At 72.5% G+C, this 16,061-nt stretch carries 16 protein-coding genes; 7 read left to right on the forward strand and 9 right to left on the reverse strand.

Going from position 1 to position 16,061, the window contains the following annotated elements; all coding sequences use genetic code 11:
• Nucleotides 1–22 precede the first annotated feature (22 nt).
• Together pknB and WN71_RS06160 are read left to right on the forward strand one after the other, a co-directional pair.
• Nucleotides 23–1,942, forward strand: coding sequence for a Stk1 family PASTA domain-containing Ser/Thr kinase (gene pknB / locus WN71_RS06155; protein WP_046590903.1), 1,920 nt, complete (start codon nt 23–25; stop codon nt 1,940–1,942).
• A 100-nt stretch (nt 1,943–2,042) separates the two neighbouring features.
• Complete coding sequence (locus WN71_RS06160; RefSeq protein WP_046590904.1) at nt 2,043–2,921, forward strand: deoxyribonuclease IV; 879 nt, start codon at nt 2,043–2,045, stop codon at nt 2,919–2,921.
• Between the two features lie 53 nt (nt 2,922–2,974).
• On the opposite strand, the gene WN71_RS06165 is transcribed toward WN71_RS06160, so the two are convergent.
• On the reverse strand, nt 2,975–3,616 hold the full coding sequence (locus WN71_RS06165) for a sulfite oxidase-like oxidoreductase (RefSeq protein ID WP_046590906.1): 642 nt from the start codon (nt 3,614–3,616) through the stop codon (nt 2,975–2,977).
• A gap of 166 nt (nt 3,617–3,782) precedes the next feature.
• Here WN71_RS06165 and bfr point away from each other — a divergent pair, with 166 nt between their 5' ends.
• A complete protein-coding gene (gene bfr, locus WN71_RS06170) occupies nt 3,783–4,262 on the forward strand; it encodes a bacterioferritin (RefSeq protein WP_046590908.1) in 480 nt (159 codons plus the stop codon).
• 61 nt (nt 4,263–4,323) lie between these two features.
• Here bfr and WN71_RS06175 read toward each other — a convergent pair whose 3' ends face one another.
• Both WN71_RS06175 and WN71_RS06180 read right to left on the reverse strand, forming a co-directional pair.
• Nucleotides 4,324–4,569 (reverse strand): (2Fe-2S)-binding protein, encoded by a 246-nt coding sequence (locus WN71_RS06175; protein ID WP_046590910.1) that lies wholly within the window; start codon nt 4,567–4,569, stop codon nt 4,324–4,326.
• 149 nt (nt 4,570–4,718) lie between these two features.
• Nucleotides 4,719–6,071, reverse strand: a complete 1,353-nt coding sequence (locus tag WN71_RS06180) for a class II 3-deoxy-7-phosphoheptulonate synthase (RefSeq protein WP_046590912.1) — start codon at nt 6,069–6,071, stop codon at nt 4,719–4,721.
• A 95-nt stretch (nt 6,072–6,166) separates the two neighbouring features.
• Between WN71_RS06180 and WN71_RS43405 the strand changes: the two genes are divergently transcribed.
• Nucleotides 6,167–6,235: a trp operon leader peptide gene (locus tag WN71_RS43405; protein WP_107469575.1), complete on the forward strand. Its 69-nt coding sequence runs from the start codon at nt 6,167–6,169 to the stop codon at nt 6,233–6,235.
• 107 nt (nt 6,236–6,342) lie between these two features.
• Nucleotides 6,343–8,223, forward strand: coding sequence for an anthranilate synthase family protein (locus tag WN71_RS06185; protein WP_046590913.1), 1,881 nt, complete (start codon nt 6,343–6,345; stop codon nt 8,221–8,223).
• On the opposite strand, the gene WN71_RS06190 is transcribed toward WN71_RS06185, so the two are convergent.
• The 5 genes from WN71_RS06190 to WN71_RS06210 form a co-directional block, all read right to left on the reverse strand.
• On the reverse strand, nt 8,175–9,170 hold the full coding sequence (locus WN71_RS06190) for a 2-hydroxyacid dehydrogenase (RefSeq protein WP_046590914.1): 996 nt from the start codon (nt 9,168–9,170) through the stop codon (nt 8,175–8,177). The genes WN71_RS06185 and WN71_RS06190 overlap by 49 nt on opposite strands.
• A gap of 263 nt (nt 9,171–9,433) precedes the next feature.
• Complete coding sequence (locus WN71_RS06195; protein ID WP_046590916.1) at nt 9,434–10,462, reverse strand: 6-phosphofructokinase; 1,029 nt, start codon at nt 10,460–10,462, stop codon at nt 9,434–9,436.
• A gap of 159 nt (nt 10,463–10,621) precedes the next feature.
• On the reverse strand, nt 10,622–11,362 hold the full coding sequence (locus tag WN71_RS06200; RefSeq protein WP_420856461.1) for a response regulator: 741 nt from the start codon (nt 11,360–11,362) through the stop codon (nt 10,622–10,624).
• Nucleotides 11,359–12,558, reverse strand: a complete 1,200-nt coding sequence (macS, locus tag WN71_RS06205; RefSeq protein WP_046590985.1) for a MacS family sensor histidine kinase — start codon at nt 12,556–12,558, stop codon at nt 11,359–11,361. Before macS ends, WN71_RS06200 begins: the two co-directional genes overlap by 4 nt.
• A gap of 42 nt (nt 12,559–12,600) precedes the next feature.
• Complete coding sequence (locus WN71_RS06210) at nt 12,601–13,473, reverse strand: lysophospholipid acyltransferase family protein (RefSeq protein WP_079177683.1); 873 nt, start codon at nt 13,471–13,473, stop codon at nt 12,601–12,603.
• A gap of 187 nt (nt 13,474–13,660) precedes the next feature.
• Here WN71_RS06210 and WN71_RS06215 point away from each other — a divergent pair, with 187 nt between their 5' ends.
• Together WN71_RS06215 and WN71_RS06220 are read left to right on the forward strand one after the other, a co-directional pair.
• Nucleotides 13,661–14,440 (forward strand): alpha/beta hydrolase, encoded by a 780-nt coding sequence (locus tag WN71_RS06215; RefSeq protein WP_046590917.1) that lies wholly within the window; start codon nt 13,661–13,663, stop codon nt 14,438–14,440.
• Nucleotides 14,433–15,134 (forward strand): hypothetical protein, encoded by a 702-nt coding sequence (locus WN71_RS06220; protein ID WP_046590919.1) that lies wholly within the window; start codon nt 14,433–14,435, stop codon nt 15,132–15,134. Before WN71_RS06215 ends, WN71_RS06220 begins: the two co-directional genes overlap by 8 nt.
• A gap of 80 nt (nt 15,135–15,214) precedes the next feature.
• On the opposite strand, the gene WN71_RS06225 is transcribed toward WN71_RS06220, so the two are convergent.
• A complete protein-coding gene (locus WN71_RS06225) occupies nt 15,215–15,961 on the reverse strand; it encodes an endonuclease/exonuclease/phosphatase family protein (protein WP_046590921.1) in 747 nt (248 codons plus the stop codon).
• Nucleotides 15,962–16,061 lie beyond the last annotated feature (100 nt).

A 16,061-nucleotide genomic window follows, 5' to 3' on the forward strand; every position in this document is an offset into this window, starting at 1 on the left:
CCCGGCTCGTAGACTCACCTGCGTGGATACGACCCTTCAGGACCCATTGGTCGGCCGAGTGCTCGATGGCCGGTATCGCGTCGACGCGCGGATCGCGGTCGGCGGGATGGCCACGGTCTACCGGGCCCTGGACACCCGCCTGGACCGCGTGCTCGCGCTCAAGGTGATGCACCCGACGCTGGCGGCCGACGGCTCGTTCGTCGAGCGGTTCATCCGCGAGGCCAAGTCGGTGGCGCGGCTCGCGCACCCCAACGTCGTGCAGGTCTTCGACCAGGGCACCGACGGGTCGTACGTCTATCTGGCGATGGAGTACGTCGCCGGCTGCACCCTGCGCGACGTGCTGCGCGAGCGCGGGGCGCTCCAGCCGCGGGCCGCGCTCGACATCCTGGAGCCGGTGCTGGCCGCGCTGGGCGCCGCCCACCGGGCCGGTTTCGTGCACCGCGACATGAAGCCGGAGAACGTCCTGATCGGGGACGACGGCCGGGTCAAGGTCGCCGACTTCGGCCTGGTGCGCTCCGTGGACACGGTCACCAGCACCACCGGCGCCGTCCTCGGCACGGTCTCCTACCTGGCGCCGGAGCAGATCGAGCACGGCACCTCGGACACCCGGGTCGACGTGTACGCGTGCGGCGTCATGCTCTACGAGATGCTGACCGGCGCGAAGCCGCACGTCGGCGACTCCCCCGCGCAGGTGCTCTACGCGCACCTGCACGAGGACGTGCCCGCGCCGTCCGCCGTCGTCCCGGGGCTGCCGGCCGCGCTGGACACGCTGGTCGCGGCGGCCACCGCCCGCTCCCCCGAGTTCCGGCCCTACGACGCCGTGGCGCTGCTCGGCCAGGTGCTCGAGGTGCGCGCGGCGCTGACCCCGGAGCAGCTGGACGCGGTGCCGCCGCAGGCGATCACCGCGCAGCACGACAACGCCGGGGACCGCACCAGCGTGATCCCGCGCTCGCTGACCGTGCCGCGCCCGCTGCCGGTCGACGGCGACGGCCCCGACCCGCTGAACCGGACCAGCCTGCTGGCGACACCGCCCGTGCCGCCGCGGGTCCCGGGGCGGCCCCGGCGCGGGCTGCTCACGGTGGTCGTCGCCGTGGTGCTGGCCCTGGGCATCGGGACCGGCGTCTGGTACATCAACTCCGGCCAGTTCACCAAGGTCCCGCAACTGCTGGAGAAGACCCAGGCGCAGGCCGAGGCGCGACTCAAGGACGAGGGCCTCGGCGTGAAGAAGGTCGAGCACCGCTACAGCGACGCGATCCGCCGGGGCACGGTGATCAGCACCGACCCGAAGGCGGGCGCCCGCATCCGCAAGCACGACTCGGTGACCCTGGTGGTCTCCGACGGCCCCGAGACGGTGAAGGTGCCCGACCTGGAAGGGCTGAGCCTCGCGAAGGCGCGCAGCCGGCTGAAGGAGGACGGGCTGGAGCCGGGCATGGTCACCCGCGAGTTCAACGACGACGTGCCGCGGGGCTTCCTCATCGGCTCCGACCCGGAGTCCGGCACCGAGCGGCACGCGGGCTCGGCGATCGCGCTGGTGGTCAGCAAGGGCAGCCCGGTCGACGTGCCGGACGTCACCGGCGAGGACCTCTCCGACGCGCGCGCCGACCTCGCGGAGGCGGGCCTGAAGGTGAAGGTCGCCACCGGCCGGGTCAACTCGGAGTTCGACGCCGGGCAGGTCGCCGAGCAGACCCCGGAGGCCGACAGCGAGGCCGCCGACGGTGACACCGTCACGCTGACGATCTCCAAGGGCCCGCAGATGATCGAGGTCCCGGACGTGGTCGGGGACAGCGTCGACGACGCGAAGAAGGCCCTCGAGGACGCCGGCTTCAAGGTCGACGAGGACCGCGGGCTGCTCGGGCTGTTCGGCGACACGGTGAAGAAGCAGTCGGTCGCCGGCGGCGAGACGGCGCCGAAGGGCTCCACCATCAAGATCACCATCCGCTGAGCCCGGGTCCGAGCCCGCACGGGTCCGAGCCCGCACGGGTGCGCGAGGGCACGGCGAGGGCGCGGCGGGAGCCGTTCGGGTGACGTGTCACCCTTGACGGGTGACTCAGCCGCAGCCCCCCGCCCTCCGCAACCCCGTCGGCGGCCATGTGCCGGTCGCCGGCGGCCTCCGTTCCGTCGGGCTGTCGTACGCCCATGACCTGCGCGCCGAGGCGGTGCAGGTCTTCGTGGCCAACCCGCGCGGCTGGGCCACCCCGGCGGGCAACCCGCGCCAGGACGAGGAGTTCCGCGCCGTCTGCGCGGAGAAGTCGATCCCGGCGTACGTCCACGCGCCCTATCTGATCAACTTCGGCTCGCACACCGAGGCCACCGTGGAGCGGTCGGTCGAGTCGCTGCGGCACTCGCTGCGCCGCGGCCGGGCGATCGGCGCGCTCGGGGTGGTCGTGCACACCGGCAGCGCGACGGGCGGCCGGGACCGGTCGGTGGCGCTGAAGCAGGTGCGGGAGCATCTGCTGCCGCTGCTCGACGAGCTGACCCACGACGACGACCCGTTCCTGCTGCTGGAGTCCACGGCCGGACAGGGCGCGTCGCTGTGCTCCCGGACCTGGGACTTCGGCCCCTACTTCGAGGCGCTGGACGCCCACCCGAAGCTCGGGGTGTGCCTGGACACCTGCCACATCTTCGCCGCGGGACACGACCTGACGGGCCCGAGCGGGATGCACCAGACGCTGGACCTGCTGGTGGACACGGTCGGCGCGGGCCGGCTGAAGCTGATCCACGCCAACGACTCCAAGGACGTCGTGGGCGCCCACAAGGACCGCCACGAGAACATCGGGGCCGGGCACATCGGCGAGGACCCCTTCCGCGCGCTGATGACCCACCCGGCGACCGACGGCGTCCCGCTGATCATCGAGACGCCCGGCGGCAAGGAAGGGCACGCGGCGGACGTCGAGCGGCTGAAGAAGCTCAGGGACGGCTGAGGAGGCTCACGGACGGCCGGCCCGGGGCCGGTGGCGTACGGCCCGCCCTCCGGTCAGAGCTCCGGGCCCTCCCCCGGCGCCTCCTGGTAGGAGTAGCGCTGCTCCTGCCACGGGTCGCCGATGTTGTGGTAGCCGCGCTCCTCCCAGAAGCCCCTGCGGTCGGCCGTCATGTACTCGACGCCGCGGACCCACTTGGGGCCCTTCCACGCGTACAGGTGGGGGACGACCAGCCGGGCCGGGAAGCCGTGTTCGGCGGTGAGCAGCTCGCCGTCCTTGTGGGTGGCGAAGATCGCGCGGTCGGAGGCGAAGTCCGACAGCCGGAGGTTGGAGCTGAAGCCGTACTCCGCCCACACCATCACATGGGTGACGGCGGGCGCGGGCGGGGCGAGGTCGAGGATCGCGCGGGCCGGCACACCGCCCCACTCGGCGCCGATCATGCTGAACTTGGTCACGCAGTGCAGATCGGCCACCACGGTGGTGTACGGCAGCGCCGTGAACTCCTCGTGGTTCCAGGTGCGCTTCTCGCTGTCGGCGGTGGCGCCGAAGACCCGGAACTCCCAGCGCTCGGGGCGGAACTTGGGCACCGGCCCGTAGTGGGTGACCGGCCAGCCGCGCTGGATCCGCTGCCCCGGCGGCAGCGGGGACTCCGTGGCCCCTTCCGATGCTCCTGCTGCACGCTCCACCGGCTGACCCATGGCTCCATCCTGACAGACCCGGAGCGGTGCACCCGACCAGCTTCGGGTCGGGACACCGCCATTCGGACAACTCCCACTAAGCGTGCACTTACTGGACGGGTCCGCGCCCCAGTGGAATCATGCGGCGCAACCTGGCCCGACCCCCGCGCTGGAAGGAGCCTCTGCGATGCAGGGCGACCCCGAGGTCATCGAATTCCTCAACGAGCAGCTGACCGGTGAGCTGACCGCGATCAACCAGTACTTCCTGCACGCGAAGATGCAGGAGAACTTCGGCTGGACGAAGCTCGCGAAGTACACCCGGCACGAGTCGTTCGACGAGATGAAGCACGCCGAGGTGCTCACCGACCGGATCCTGTTCCTGGAGGGGCTGCCGAACTACCAGCGCCTGTTCCACGTACGGGTGGGCCAGACCGTCAAGGAGATGTTCGAGGCGGACCGGCAGGTCGAGGTCGAGGCCATCGACCGGCTCCGGCGCGGCATCAAGGTGATGCGCGAGAAGGGCGACATCACGTCCGCCAACATCTTCGAGTCGATCCTCGAGGACGAGGAGCACCACATCGACTATCTGGACACCCAGCTGGAGCTGGTGGAGAAGCTCGGCGAGGCCCTCTACATCGCCCAGCTGATCGAGCAGCCGGAGAGCTGACCCGCCCGGCGCGCCAGGGCCCCGCACGCCAGGGCCCCGGGACGGCCGGTCCGCCGGAGCCTCAGGCCGCCCGGGCCGCTTCCCCGGCCCCGGCCGTCGCGATCGCCCGCCGCTCGTCCGCCGACCGGCGGGTGGGGCAGTCGCCGCGGCCCAGCAGGGCCTGGATGCGCCGTACGCAGGAACCGCAGTCGGTGCCCGCCTTGCAGGCCGACGCGATCTGGCGGGGCGTGCAGGCACCGTCCGCCGCGTGCTTCTTGACCTGCTGCTCGGTGACCCCGAAACAACTGCAGACGTACACGCGGTTCACCTCCCGACGGGATCGAAGTGGTGCCGTCCCGACTTCCTCGGTGAGGCTAACCTAACCTTACCCGGCTCACAGGAGTCCCAAAAGAGGAGTGGGGCGCGGATCGTATGTGATCCGCGCCCCACCTCACGCTCCGGTGACCGGCACCGGCGTCACTGGTCCCGGTACATCTCCGCGACGAGGAACGCCAGGTCGAGGGACTGGCTGCGGTTGAGCCGCGGGTCGCAGGCCGTCTCGTAGCGCTGGTGCAGATCGTCGACGAAGATCTCGTCGCCGCCGCCCACGCACTCGGTGACGTCGTCGCCGGTGAGCTCCACGTGGATGCCGCCCGGGTGGGTGCCCAGCTCCTTGTGGACCTCGAAGAAGCCCTTCACCTCGTCGAGCACGTCGTCGAAGCGGCGGGTCTTGTGGCCGGAGGCCGCCTCGAAGGTGTTGCCGTGCATCGGGTCGGTCACCCAGGCCACGGTGGCGCCGGAGGCGGTGACCTTCTCGACCAGCTCGGGCAGCTTGTCGCGGACCTTGTCCGCGCCCATCCGCACGATGAAGGTGAGCCGGCCCGGCTCACGGTCCGGGTCGAGGCGCTCGATGTACTGGAGCGCCTCCTCCGCCGTGGTCGTCGGGCCCAGCTTGATCCCGACGGGGTTGCGGATCTTCGACGCGAACTCGATGTGCGCGCCGTCCAGCTGACGGGTGCGCTCGCCGATCCACACCATGTGGCCCGAGACGTCGTACAGGTCACCCGTGCGCGAGTCGGTGCGGGTCAGCGCCGACTCGTAGTCGAGCAGCAGCGCCTCGTGCGACGAGTAGAACTCGACGGTCTTGAACTCCTCCGGGTCGGTGCCGCAGGCCCGCATGAAGTTCAGCGCGCTGTCGATCTCCCGGGCGAGCTGCTCGTAGCGCTGGCCGGACGGGGAGGACTTCACGAAGTCCTGGTTCCAGGCGTGCACCTGGCGCAGGTCGGCGTAGCCGCCGGTGGTGAAGGCGCGCACCAGGTTGAGCGTGGAGGCGGACGCGTTGTACATCCGCTTCAGGCGCTCGGGGTCCGGGATGCGGGCGGCCTCGGTGAAGTCGAAGCCGTTGACGGAGTCGCCCCGGTAGGTGGGCAGCGTCACGCCGTCGCGGGTCTCGGTCGGCTTGGAGCGCGGCTTGGAGTACTGGCCGGCGATACGGCCGACCTTCACCACGGGCACGGATGCGGCGTAGGTCAGGACGGCGCCCATCTGGAGCAGCGTCTTGAGCTTGTTGCGGATCTGGTCGGCCGACACGGCGTCGAACGCCTCGGCGCAGTCGCCGCCCTGGAGAAGGAACGCCTCTCCCTTGGCGACGGCCGCCATCCGGGCGCGCAGCTGGTCGCACTCGCCCGCGAAGACGAGCGGCGGATACGACTCGAGGTCCGCGATCACTGCGCGCAGAGCCTCGGTGTCGGGGTACTCGGGCTGCTGCGCCGCGGGCAGGTGTCGCCAGGTGTTGCCAGCGCTCGGGCTGGTCTTAGCGTTCACGGTCACGACCCCAACATTACGGGGTGATGTCCTCCGTTCCGTCCCGCGCCCACCCAATGAGACGTCCGGTACGCACTCCGGACATGCGGTAGGGTGCTCGCATGCTCGCTCTCCGTACGCGCAACCAGATCCAGAACTGGTGGTGGACCGCTCACCCGGCGGCCCACTGACTGCGCGTACGCAAGACTTCGCGAAGGCCGCCCGAGGGGCGGCCTTCGGCGTTTCCCGGAGCCGTTCCTCGACCCCCCGCACACGGACGAGGAAGAGGAACGACTCCATGGACCTGGCACAGCTGCTGACCGACGACCGCCCGTTCGCCCTGCTCCGCCGCCGCACCCCGGGCCACGACGAGAACACCGTGGAACTCCTGCTCGGCCCGGTGACCGAGCACGAGCGGCTGGCCGACCTGCCCGGCGAGGGGCTCGCGCTGATCCCGTTCCGGCAGATCCGCGAACGCGGCTTCGACGTCCGCGACGACGGCACACCCCTCGCGGTGCTGACGCCCGAGGAGTCGTACGTCCTCCCGCTCGCCGAGGCGCTCGCCACGCTGCCCGCGCACGAGGTGCGCGTGGAGGACGGCGGCTTCGACGTCGACGACACGGAGTACGGCGAGATCGTCGGCCGGGTGCTGCGCGAGGAGATCGGCCGCGGCGAGGGCGCCAACTTCGTGATCCGGCGGACGTACGAGGGCCGGGTCCCCGGCTTCGGGCGCGCGGACGCGCTCGCGCTGTTCCGGCGGCTGCTGGAGGGCGAGCGGGGCGCGTACTGGACCTTCGTCGTGCACACCGGGGACCGGACGCTGGTCGGGGCCAGTCCGGAGGTGCATGTGCGGATGTCCGGCGGCACGGTCGTGATGAACCCGATCAGCGGCACGTACCGCTATCCGCAGGGCGGTCCGACCCCCGAGCACCTGCTGGACTTCCTCGGCGACGGCAAGGAGATCGAGGAGCTGTCGATGGTGGTCGACGAGGAGCTCAAGATGATGTGCACCGTCGGCGACAGGGGCGGGGTGGTCGTCGGGCCGCGCCTGAAGGAGATGGCGCACCTCGCGCACACCGAGTACGAGCTGCGCGGGAAGTCCTCCCTGGACGTGCGGGAGGTGCTGAAGGAGACCATGTTCGCGGCGACGGTGACCGGCTCGCCGGTGCAGAACGCCTGCCGGGTCATCGAGCGGCACGAGTCCGGCGGCCGCGGCTACTACGCGGGCGCCCTCGCCCTGATCGGCCGTGACACCGGCGGGGCCCAGACCCTGGACTCCCCCATCCTGATCCGCACCGCCGACATCGACGCGGCCGGGCGCCTGCGGGTGCCGGTCGGCGCCACGCTGGTGCGGGGCTCGGACCCGGCGGGCGAGGTGGCCGAGACCCACGCGAAGGCCGCGGGCGTCCTCGCGGCCCTCGGGGTACGGCCGGCGCGGCCGCGGCGGGAGCACACCCGGCCCCCGCTGGCCGACGACCCCCGGGTGCGGGCGGCGCTGGACGGGCGCCGGGCCTCGCTGGCGCCGTTCTGGCTGCGGATGCAGGAGCGCACGGCGGAGCTCGACGGGCACGCGCTGGTGGTCGACGCGGAGGACACCTTCACGGCGATGCTCGCGCACCTGCTGCGGGCCTCGGGCCTCGACGTCACCGTGCGGCGCTACGACGAGCCGGGGCTGCGGGAGGCGGTCCTCGCGCACGAGGGGCTGGTGGTGCTGGGCCCCGGGCCGGGCGACCCGGGCGATCTCACGGACCCGAAGATGCGCTTCCTGCGCGCCCTGACCGCCGAGCTGGTCCGGGACCACCGGCACGGACTGCTCGGCGTGTGCCTGGGACACGAGCTGATCGCGGCCGAGCTGGGCCTCGACATCGTGCGCAAGCGGGTGCCGTACCAGGGCGCGCAGACGGCGGTCGACCTGTTCGGACGCACCGAGACCGTCGGCTTCTACAACAGCTATGTGGCGACCTGCGACGACGACACGGCCGGTGAGCTGGCGGCGCACGGGATCGAGATCAGCCGCGGCGGCCCGCACGAGGTGCACGCGCTGCGCGGTCCGGGCTTCGCCGGGGTGCAGTTCCACCCCGAGTCGGTGCTGACGCTGAACGGCACGGCGATCGTCCGGGAGCTCGCCGGTCAGCTGCGCGGCACGAGCACGTTCTCCGAACGGCGGCCGGCCCGGTAGTCGAGGACGTTCTCGACCGTGGTGTCGATGATCTGGTGCACGGCGTCCACGGTGTAGTACGCCTGGTGCGAGGTGACCAGGACGTTCGGGAACGTGACGAGGCGGGCCAGGGTGTCGTCCTCGATGGCTTCGAGGGACTTGTCGAGGTAGAACAGGCCCGCCTCGGACTCGTAGACGTCGAGGCCGACACCGGTGAAGCGGCCCGCGCGCAGTTCGCCGACGAGCGCCTCGCTGTCGATGAGGCCGCCGCGGCTGGAGTTCACGAGGACCGCGTCGTCCTTCATCGTGCGCAGGGCCGCGGCGTCGATGAGGTGCTGGGTCTGCGGCATCAGCGGGACATGCAGACTGACCAGGTCGGACTCGGCGAGCAGCTGCTCCTTGGGGACGTACTTCATGCCGAGTTCCACGCAGGCGGGGTTCTCGGCGATGTCCCAGCCGAGCAGCCGCATCCCGAAGCCGTGGGCGATCCGGGTGAACGCCTCGCCGATCTTGCCGGTGCCGAAGACGCCCGCGGTGCGGCCGTGGAAGTCGCGGCCCATCAGCCCGTCGAGGCGGAAGTCGAAGTCGCGGGTGCGGCTGGCGGCCCGCACGATGCGCCGGTTGACCGCCATGGCGAGGGTCCAGGCGAACTCGGCCACCGAGTACGGCGAGTAGGCCGAGACCCGGGCGACGGTCAGGCCGAGCCGCTCGGCGACCTTGAGGTCGATGTTGTTGAAGCCGGTGGAGCGCTGGGCGATCATCCGGGTGCCGCCGGACGCGAGGATCTGGAGCACCCGGTGGCTCAGGTCGCAGTTGACGCTGCTGGAGACGGTCTCGTAGCCCGCCGCGATGGGCGCGGTGTCCTCGTCGAGGAAGACGCTGACGCTGCGGACCTCGTGGCCGCCCGCGAAGGCCCGCTCCAGCAGGGGCTTCTCGTCAGCCTGCACGCCGAACGCCAGAATCTCCACGGGGGCTCCTCCGGAGGGGTGGCCGAGGGCTGGCCTGTAGGTGGCTGACACCGGCGAATATACGTCGGTACGGCGCCGGCCGCCGGAGAGGCAACGCCCCGGAAGGGGCGCGGGGAACTGCGCGAGCGACCACGACGGACCCACGGGGGCACGGCGCTCAGCCGCCGGCCGCGGCCCGGTGGGGCCCCTTCGCGCAGTTCCCCGCCCCTTTCAAGACCGTCTTGGTTGCTCGCGCCGCTCCCCGCGCCCCTTTCCGGGGTGGCTCAGCCGAAGAAGACGCCGGCCTCGCGGTACAGGTCGGGGTCGACCGTCTTCAGCTTGGCCGTGGCCTCCGCGATGGGCACGCGGATGATGTCCGTGCCGCGCAGCGCGACCATCTTGCCGAAGTCCCGGTCGCGCACCGCGTCGATCGCGTGCAGGCCGAAGCGGGTGGCGAGCCAGCGGTCGAAGGCGCTCGGGCTGCCGCCGCGCTGGATGTGGCCGAGCACGGTGGTGCGGGCCTCCTTGCCGGTGCGCTTCTCGATCTCCTTGGCCAGCCACTCGCCCACACCGGAGAGCCGGACATGCCCGAAGGAGTCCAGCGACTCGTCCTTGAGGACCATCTGGCCGTCCTTCGGCATCGCGCCCTCGGCGACGACGACGATCGGGGCGTACGACGCCTTGAAGCGCGAGGCGATCCAGGCGCAGACCTGGTCGACGTCGAAACGCTGCTCGGGGATGAGGATGACGTTGGCGCCGCCGGCCAGTCCGGAGTGGATGGCGATCCAGCCGGTGTGCCGGCCCATGACCTCGCAGACCAGGACCCGCATGTGCGACTCGGCGGTGGTGTGCAGCCGGTCGATCGCCTCCGTGGCGATGCCGACCGCGGTGTCGAAGCCGAAGGTGTAGTCGGTCGCGGAGAGGTCGTTGTCGATGGTCTTCGGTACACCGACGCACGGCACGCCGTACTCGTCGGACAGCCGCGCGGCCACGCCCAGCGTGTCCTCGCCGCCGATCGCGACCAGCGCCTCGACCTCCTGCTTGGCCAGGTTGTCCTTGATCCTGCGGATGCCGTCCTCGACCTTGAGGGGGTTGGTCCGCGAGGAGCCGAGGACGGTGCCGCCGCGGGGCAGGATGCCGCGCACCGCGGGGATGTCGAGGCGGACGGTGTCCCCTTCGAGGGGGCCCCGCCAGCCGTCCCGGAAGCCGACGAAGTCGTAGCCGTACTCCTGCACGCCCTTGCGGACGATGGCCCGGATGACGGCGTTGAGTCCGGGGCAGTCGCCGCCTCCGGTCAGTACTCCGACCCGCATGGAAATGTCCCTTCGCCGCGGTTGCCTGTGGGCATCACGCTAATGGTGATCCAGGTCACAGAGGGATGGGCGGGACCGGCAATTCAGGTGAATCATGCGGCGATCGGTTGACGCCCGTCGTGCCGCCCGCGAGCGCGGACGGCACCGGCGCGGGCGGGGTCAGTCCAGGTCGTCCAGGCCCGCCTCGATCGCGTACCGCACCAGCTCGACACGGTTGTGCAACTGGAGCTTGCCGAGGGTGTTCTGGACGTGGTTCTGCACCGTGCGGTGGGAGATGACGAGGCGTTCGGCGATCTGCTTGTAGCTCAGGCCCTTGGCGACCAGGCGCAGCACCTCGGTCTCACGGTCCGTCAGGCGGGGCGCGTGGGGCTCGCCCGCGCCGGCCGCGGGGGCGGGCTCGGAGGCGAGGCGCCGGTACTCGCCGAGCACCAGTCCGGCGAGGCCCGGGGTGAACACCGCGTCGCCCACCGCCGTGCGGCCCACCGCGTCCAGCAGTTCCTCCGTGGACGCCGACTTCAGCAGATAGCCGGTCGCGCCCGACTTCACCGCCTCCAGCACGTCCGCGTGCTCGCCGCTCGCGGAGAGGACCAGCACGCGCAGCGCGGGGTCGGCGGCGACGAGTTCCTTGCAGACCTGGACGCCGGGCTTGCGGGGCAGGTTGAGGTCGAGCACCAGGACGTCCGGGGCGGCGGCCCGCGCCCGGCGCACGGCCTGCTCGCCGTCGCCCGCGGTGGCGACCACCTCGAACCCGGCCTCGGCCAGGTCACGGGCGACCGCGTCCCGCCACATGGGGTGGTCGTCGACCACCATCACCCGGAGCGGGCCCCGGGCCGCGCCCGTCTCCCCGACCGGAGCCCCGCTCCCGTCCGCCGCCCCGACCGGGTCCTGCCGCTCGCTCATCCCCGCTCCGCCTTCCCCCGCGTGATCCCCGTGCCCTTCGGCACCTTCAGTTCGACCTCCGTGCCCTGACCGGGCACCGAGACCAGTTCGGCGCTGCCGCCGATGTCCCGCAGCCGCCCCCGGATGGACAGGGCCACGCCCAGCCGTCCCTCGCCCTCGGCCTGGGCGAGCCGGCCCTCGGGAATGCCGGGGCCGTCGTCGCGCACCGTGACGATCACGTCGTCCGGCTCGTCCTCCACCAGGATCCAGGCGCCGGCGCCCTCCCCCGCGTGCGTACGCACATTGTCCAGGGCGGCGCCGACGGCCGCGGCGACCTCGCGCGCGGTGTCCGGCGCGAGCAGCACGGGGGCGCCGGGCTCGGCGAGGCTCACCCGGGCGGCGGCGTAGGGGGCGAGAAGCGTCCGCAGGTCGACGGGGGCGCCGGGGTCGGCCGCGGGGCCGTGGCCGTCGGGCCGTCCCGCCGTGTCCTCGGGCGGCCGGGGCACCGGGACCAGGCCGCCGGTGACCAGGGTGCGCAGCGCGACCTCCTGCTCGCCGGCCATCCGGCCCAGCTCGGCCGCCTCGCCGCCGATCACCGCGCCGCGCCGCTGCACCATGGCGAGCACCTGGAGCACTCCGTCGTGGATGTCCCGGGCCAGCCGCTCCCGTTCCCTGGTCGCGGCCTCGATCTCCAGGGCGCGGGCGAGGGTGCGCTCGGAGGCGCGGGCGACCTCGACGACGTAGCCGATGGCGAGCGAGGCGACCCACACGAGGACCACGTTGTGCACGGTGTCGCGGGTCGGGGCGCCGCGCTCGATCAGGTTGGCGGCCGCGACCGGGGTGGAGGCGAACGCGGCCCAGCGCCAGCCGCCCTTGATGGCGAAGGCCAGCACCGAGCCCGCCGTCCAGATCGACGGCAGGGTGGCCCCGCCGATCTGGATGTGCCGGTCGTCGGCGGCCAGCGGGGTCAGCACGATCCCGGCGAGCGCCACCGCCAGGTCGACGGCGAGGAAGGGCCGGGTGCAGGCGGCCGCGCTCTGCACGCGCGGCAGCGTGGCGAGGGTCCAGAGGAACAGGACCACGTAGTAGCCGACGGCGATGGCCGGGCGGTCGTACTCGTGGTAGGCGCTGACGAACACGCCGACCGCGTACAGCATCGTCAGTACGCGGTATCCGGCCAGCGCGCGCCACAGCGGCTGCTCTACCGACATCTTCATGACCCGCTCGGCCACGTCCCCCACCCCCGCACCCAGACTGCCCTATCCGGGAAGCTGTGGCTCAGGCTTCTGCGCCTCGGGCGCGTCGGGTTCGGCGGGTGCGTCGGCCGCGGCGGGCTTCTCCGTCTCCGCGGGCGTCTCCGTCTCCGCAGCCGCGGGAGCCTCGGCGGGCGTCTCCGGCTCGGCCGGCTTGGCGGCGGTTGCCGCCGCCTTCTCCGCCTTCTCGGCTTCCTTCGCCGCCTTCGCCGCGTCCGTGATCTGCCGCTTGGCGGCGGTCGCGTAGATGTCGACGTACTCCTGGCCGGAGAGCTTCATGATCTCGTACATGACCTCGTCGGTCACCGCGCGCAGCACGAACCGGTCGTGCTCCATGCCCTGGTAGCGGCTGAAGTCCAGCGGCTTGCCGATGCGGATGCCCGGACGCATCAGCTTGGGCATGACCTTGCCGGGCGGCTGGATCTTCTCCGTGTCGATCATCGCGACCGGGATGACCGGGGCGCCGGTGGCGAGCGCCACCCGGGCGAGGCCGCCGGGCTTGCCGCGGTAGAGGCGGCCGTCGGGCGAGCGGGTGCCCTCGGGGTAGATCCCGAACAGCTCACCGCGCTCCAGGACCTCTATGCCGCTCTTGATCGCCGCCTCGCCCGCGCCGCGCGCGCCGGAGCGGTCCACCGGCAGCTGTCCGACGCCCTTGAAGAAGGCCGCCGTCAGCCTGCCCTTGAGGCCCGGCGTGGTGAAGTACTCCGCCTTCGCGATGAAGGTGACCTTGCGGTCGAGCATCGACGGCAGGAAGAACGAGTCCGAGAACGACAGGTGGTTGCTCGCCAGGATGGCCGGACCCTCGGCCGGGATGTTCTCCAGGCCCTCCACCCATGGTCTGAAGGCGATCTTCAGCGGTCCGCCGATGGCGACCTTCATCGTGCCGTACAACAACCGAATGCCTCCTGTGTCCGTCGAACAGACCTTAACCCGGACCGCGGCCGATGACCCCGACGACCCTGGTCGGTGTCAGTGCCGTCGCGTACGGTGAACCTCACCCGGGCCGGTTCGCGTACCTCTCAGGAACAGGCTGGTTCAGGTCCCTCCGACGAACAGGAGACCCAAGGTGGCGGTGGTCCCCGGAGCCGAGCCGTTCCGCCATGAGGGCGGGGACGTCGGCGTGCTGCTGTGCCACGGTTTCACCGGCTCCCCGCAGTCGCTGCGCCCCTGGGCGGAGCGGCTCGCCGAGCACGGACTGACGGTCTCCGTGCCCCTGCTGCCCGGGCACGGCACGCGCTGGGAGGACATGCAGATCACCGTCTGGCAGGACTGGTACGCGGAAGTGGACCGCGAGCTGCGGGCGCTGCGGGCGCGCTGCGCCACGGTGTTCGTGGCCGGGCTGTCCATGGGCGGCGCCCTGGCCCTGCGGCTCGCGGCGCGGCACGGGGACGCGGTGGCCGGGGTGGTCGTCGTCAACCCGGCGAACAAGGTGCACGGGGCGGCCGCCCACGCCCTGCCGGTGCTGCGCCACCTCGTCCGCTCGACCAGGGGCGTCGCCGACGACATCGCCAAGGGCGGCGGCGCGGAGCTCGGGTACGACCGGGTGCCGCTGCACGCGGCGCACTCGCTGCGCTCGTTCCTGCGGCTGGTCGACGGTGAGCTGCCGCAGGTGACACAGCCCTTGCTGCTGCTGCGCAGCCCGCAGGACCATGTGGTGCCGCCGGCCGACTCGGCGCGCGTCCTCGGCCGGGTCTCGTCCACGGACGTGACCGAGATCCTGCTGGAACAGAGTTACCACGTCGCGACGTTGGACCACGACGCGGACCGGGTCTTCGCGGAGAGTCTCGCGTTCATCGGCCGGCTCGCACCCAGTCTCGGCAAGGAAGGGACGGCCACCGTTGGCTGAGCACGACTCCGACCGCGAGGACCGCGAGGGCCGTGAGGACCGCGAGGACCTTGCGGAGCGCGAGGGCCTCGCGGATCGCGAGGGCCCTGAGGACCGCGAGGGCGGCGCGGACCCGCAGCGCGGCGGGGAGGACCTGCCCCTCGACGAGGATGCCGCGTGGGCGGCGATCGTCGCGGGGTACGGCGAGGAGCCGCCGGACCCGCCGGGCACGAAGCCGTTCAAGCCCGTGCGGGACCTGGCGCTGCCCGAGGCCGACGTGAACGCCGCCGGGACCGAGGGGGCCGCGACCGCCGCCGGCGAGGTGGGCGACGTCGCGGACGAGGCCGCGCCCGAGCCCGAGCCGCCAGGTCCGGCCCGGTCCACGCTGCCGCTGGGCGGCTCGGTGTCGTTCGCGCCGGGCGTCGGCCCCCGCGACCACACGCCCGCCGAGCCGGCCGACGACGACGAGGGTCACTTCGTCCCGCCGGAACCGCCGCCGCTGCCGGAGGCGGACACGACCGCGAAGTTCGCCTGGCTCGGCGTGGTCGGCGGGCCGGTGCTGCTGCTGCTCGCGGTGATCCTCGGCTGGGACATGACGTGGTGGCTGACGACGCTGGGCGTCGGCGGCTTCCTCGGGGGCTTCGCCACCCTGGTGGCACGGATGCGCCCGGACGACGAGGACAACGACGACCCGGGCCGCGGCGCGGTGGTCTGAGGCCCGTACACCGGGGACCCGCGGGTCGGGGACGAGCGCGCCGCCGGCTCCCCGCGGTCAGGGGCGAGCGCGCCGCGGGCTCACCCGGCCGGGATGCGGAGGGCGGCCAGGACCGGCAGGTGGTCCGTGGCCGTTCTCAGGTCGGCCGGTGTCACGCCGGGATGCCCCTCCGGGACGCCGCAGCCGAGGACCTCGACGCCCTTGGTCGCGAAGACGGCGTCGATACGGCGGTGGGGCGGGTTCCGGACCCAGGTCTCCTCGCCGCCCCAGGGGGCGGTGGCCCGGCAGTCCTGGAGGGCGGCGGAGAGCCGCCCGAAGGCGGGGCCGCCCGGGGTCTCGTTGAGGTCGCCGCCCGCGACGGCGTGCTGGACGCCGAGGGCGGCCAGCCGGTCGAGGACCATGCCGGCCTGCTCGTACCGCTCGTGCCGCTCCAGGCTCAGATGGCAGCTCAGCACGCCCAGCCGGGCGCCGCCGAACCGGACCACGGCCGTCGCCAGGCCGCGCCGGTGCTGCCCCGGGGTGAGCGGCAGCAGGACGTCCTCCGTGCGCTCGACGGTGGCCCGCAGGCCGCACAGCAGCGCGGGCCCCGCGGCCGTACCGCCGCCGGAGAGGATCACCTGCCCCGACGCCGCCGCGAGCCGCGCGAGCTTCTTGCGCCACCGGAAGAACCGGGGCGCCTCCTGCACCAGGACCAGGTCGGGCGCGCACGCGCCGATCACCCGGGCGAGGGCGTCGGTGTCGTCGCGCATCGAGCGGATGTTGTAGCTGAGGACCCTGATGACGGCGGAACCGTCAGGCTCCGTGCGGGAGTTCGGGAGCAGCGACATGTGGATCACAGTACGCCCAGGACGGGCGGGTGTGCGGGGCGGGCGCGGCTCGCGTCGAGTGGGGGGCAGCCGCGCTTCCCCGTGCGGGGTCACGCCTGTG

Source organism: Streptomyces mangrovisoli (genome assembly GCF_000974985.2).
In the GTDB taxonomy this organism is placed as follows: domain Bacteria; phylum Actinomycetota; class Actinomycetes; order Streptomycetales; family Streptomycetaceae; genus Streptomyces; species Streptomyces mangrovisoli.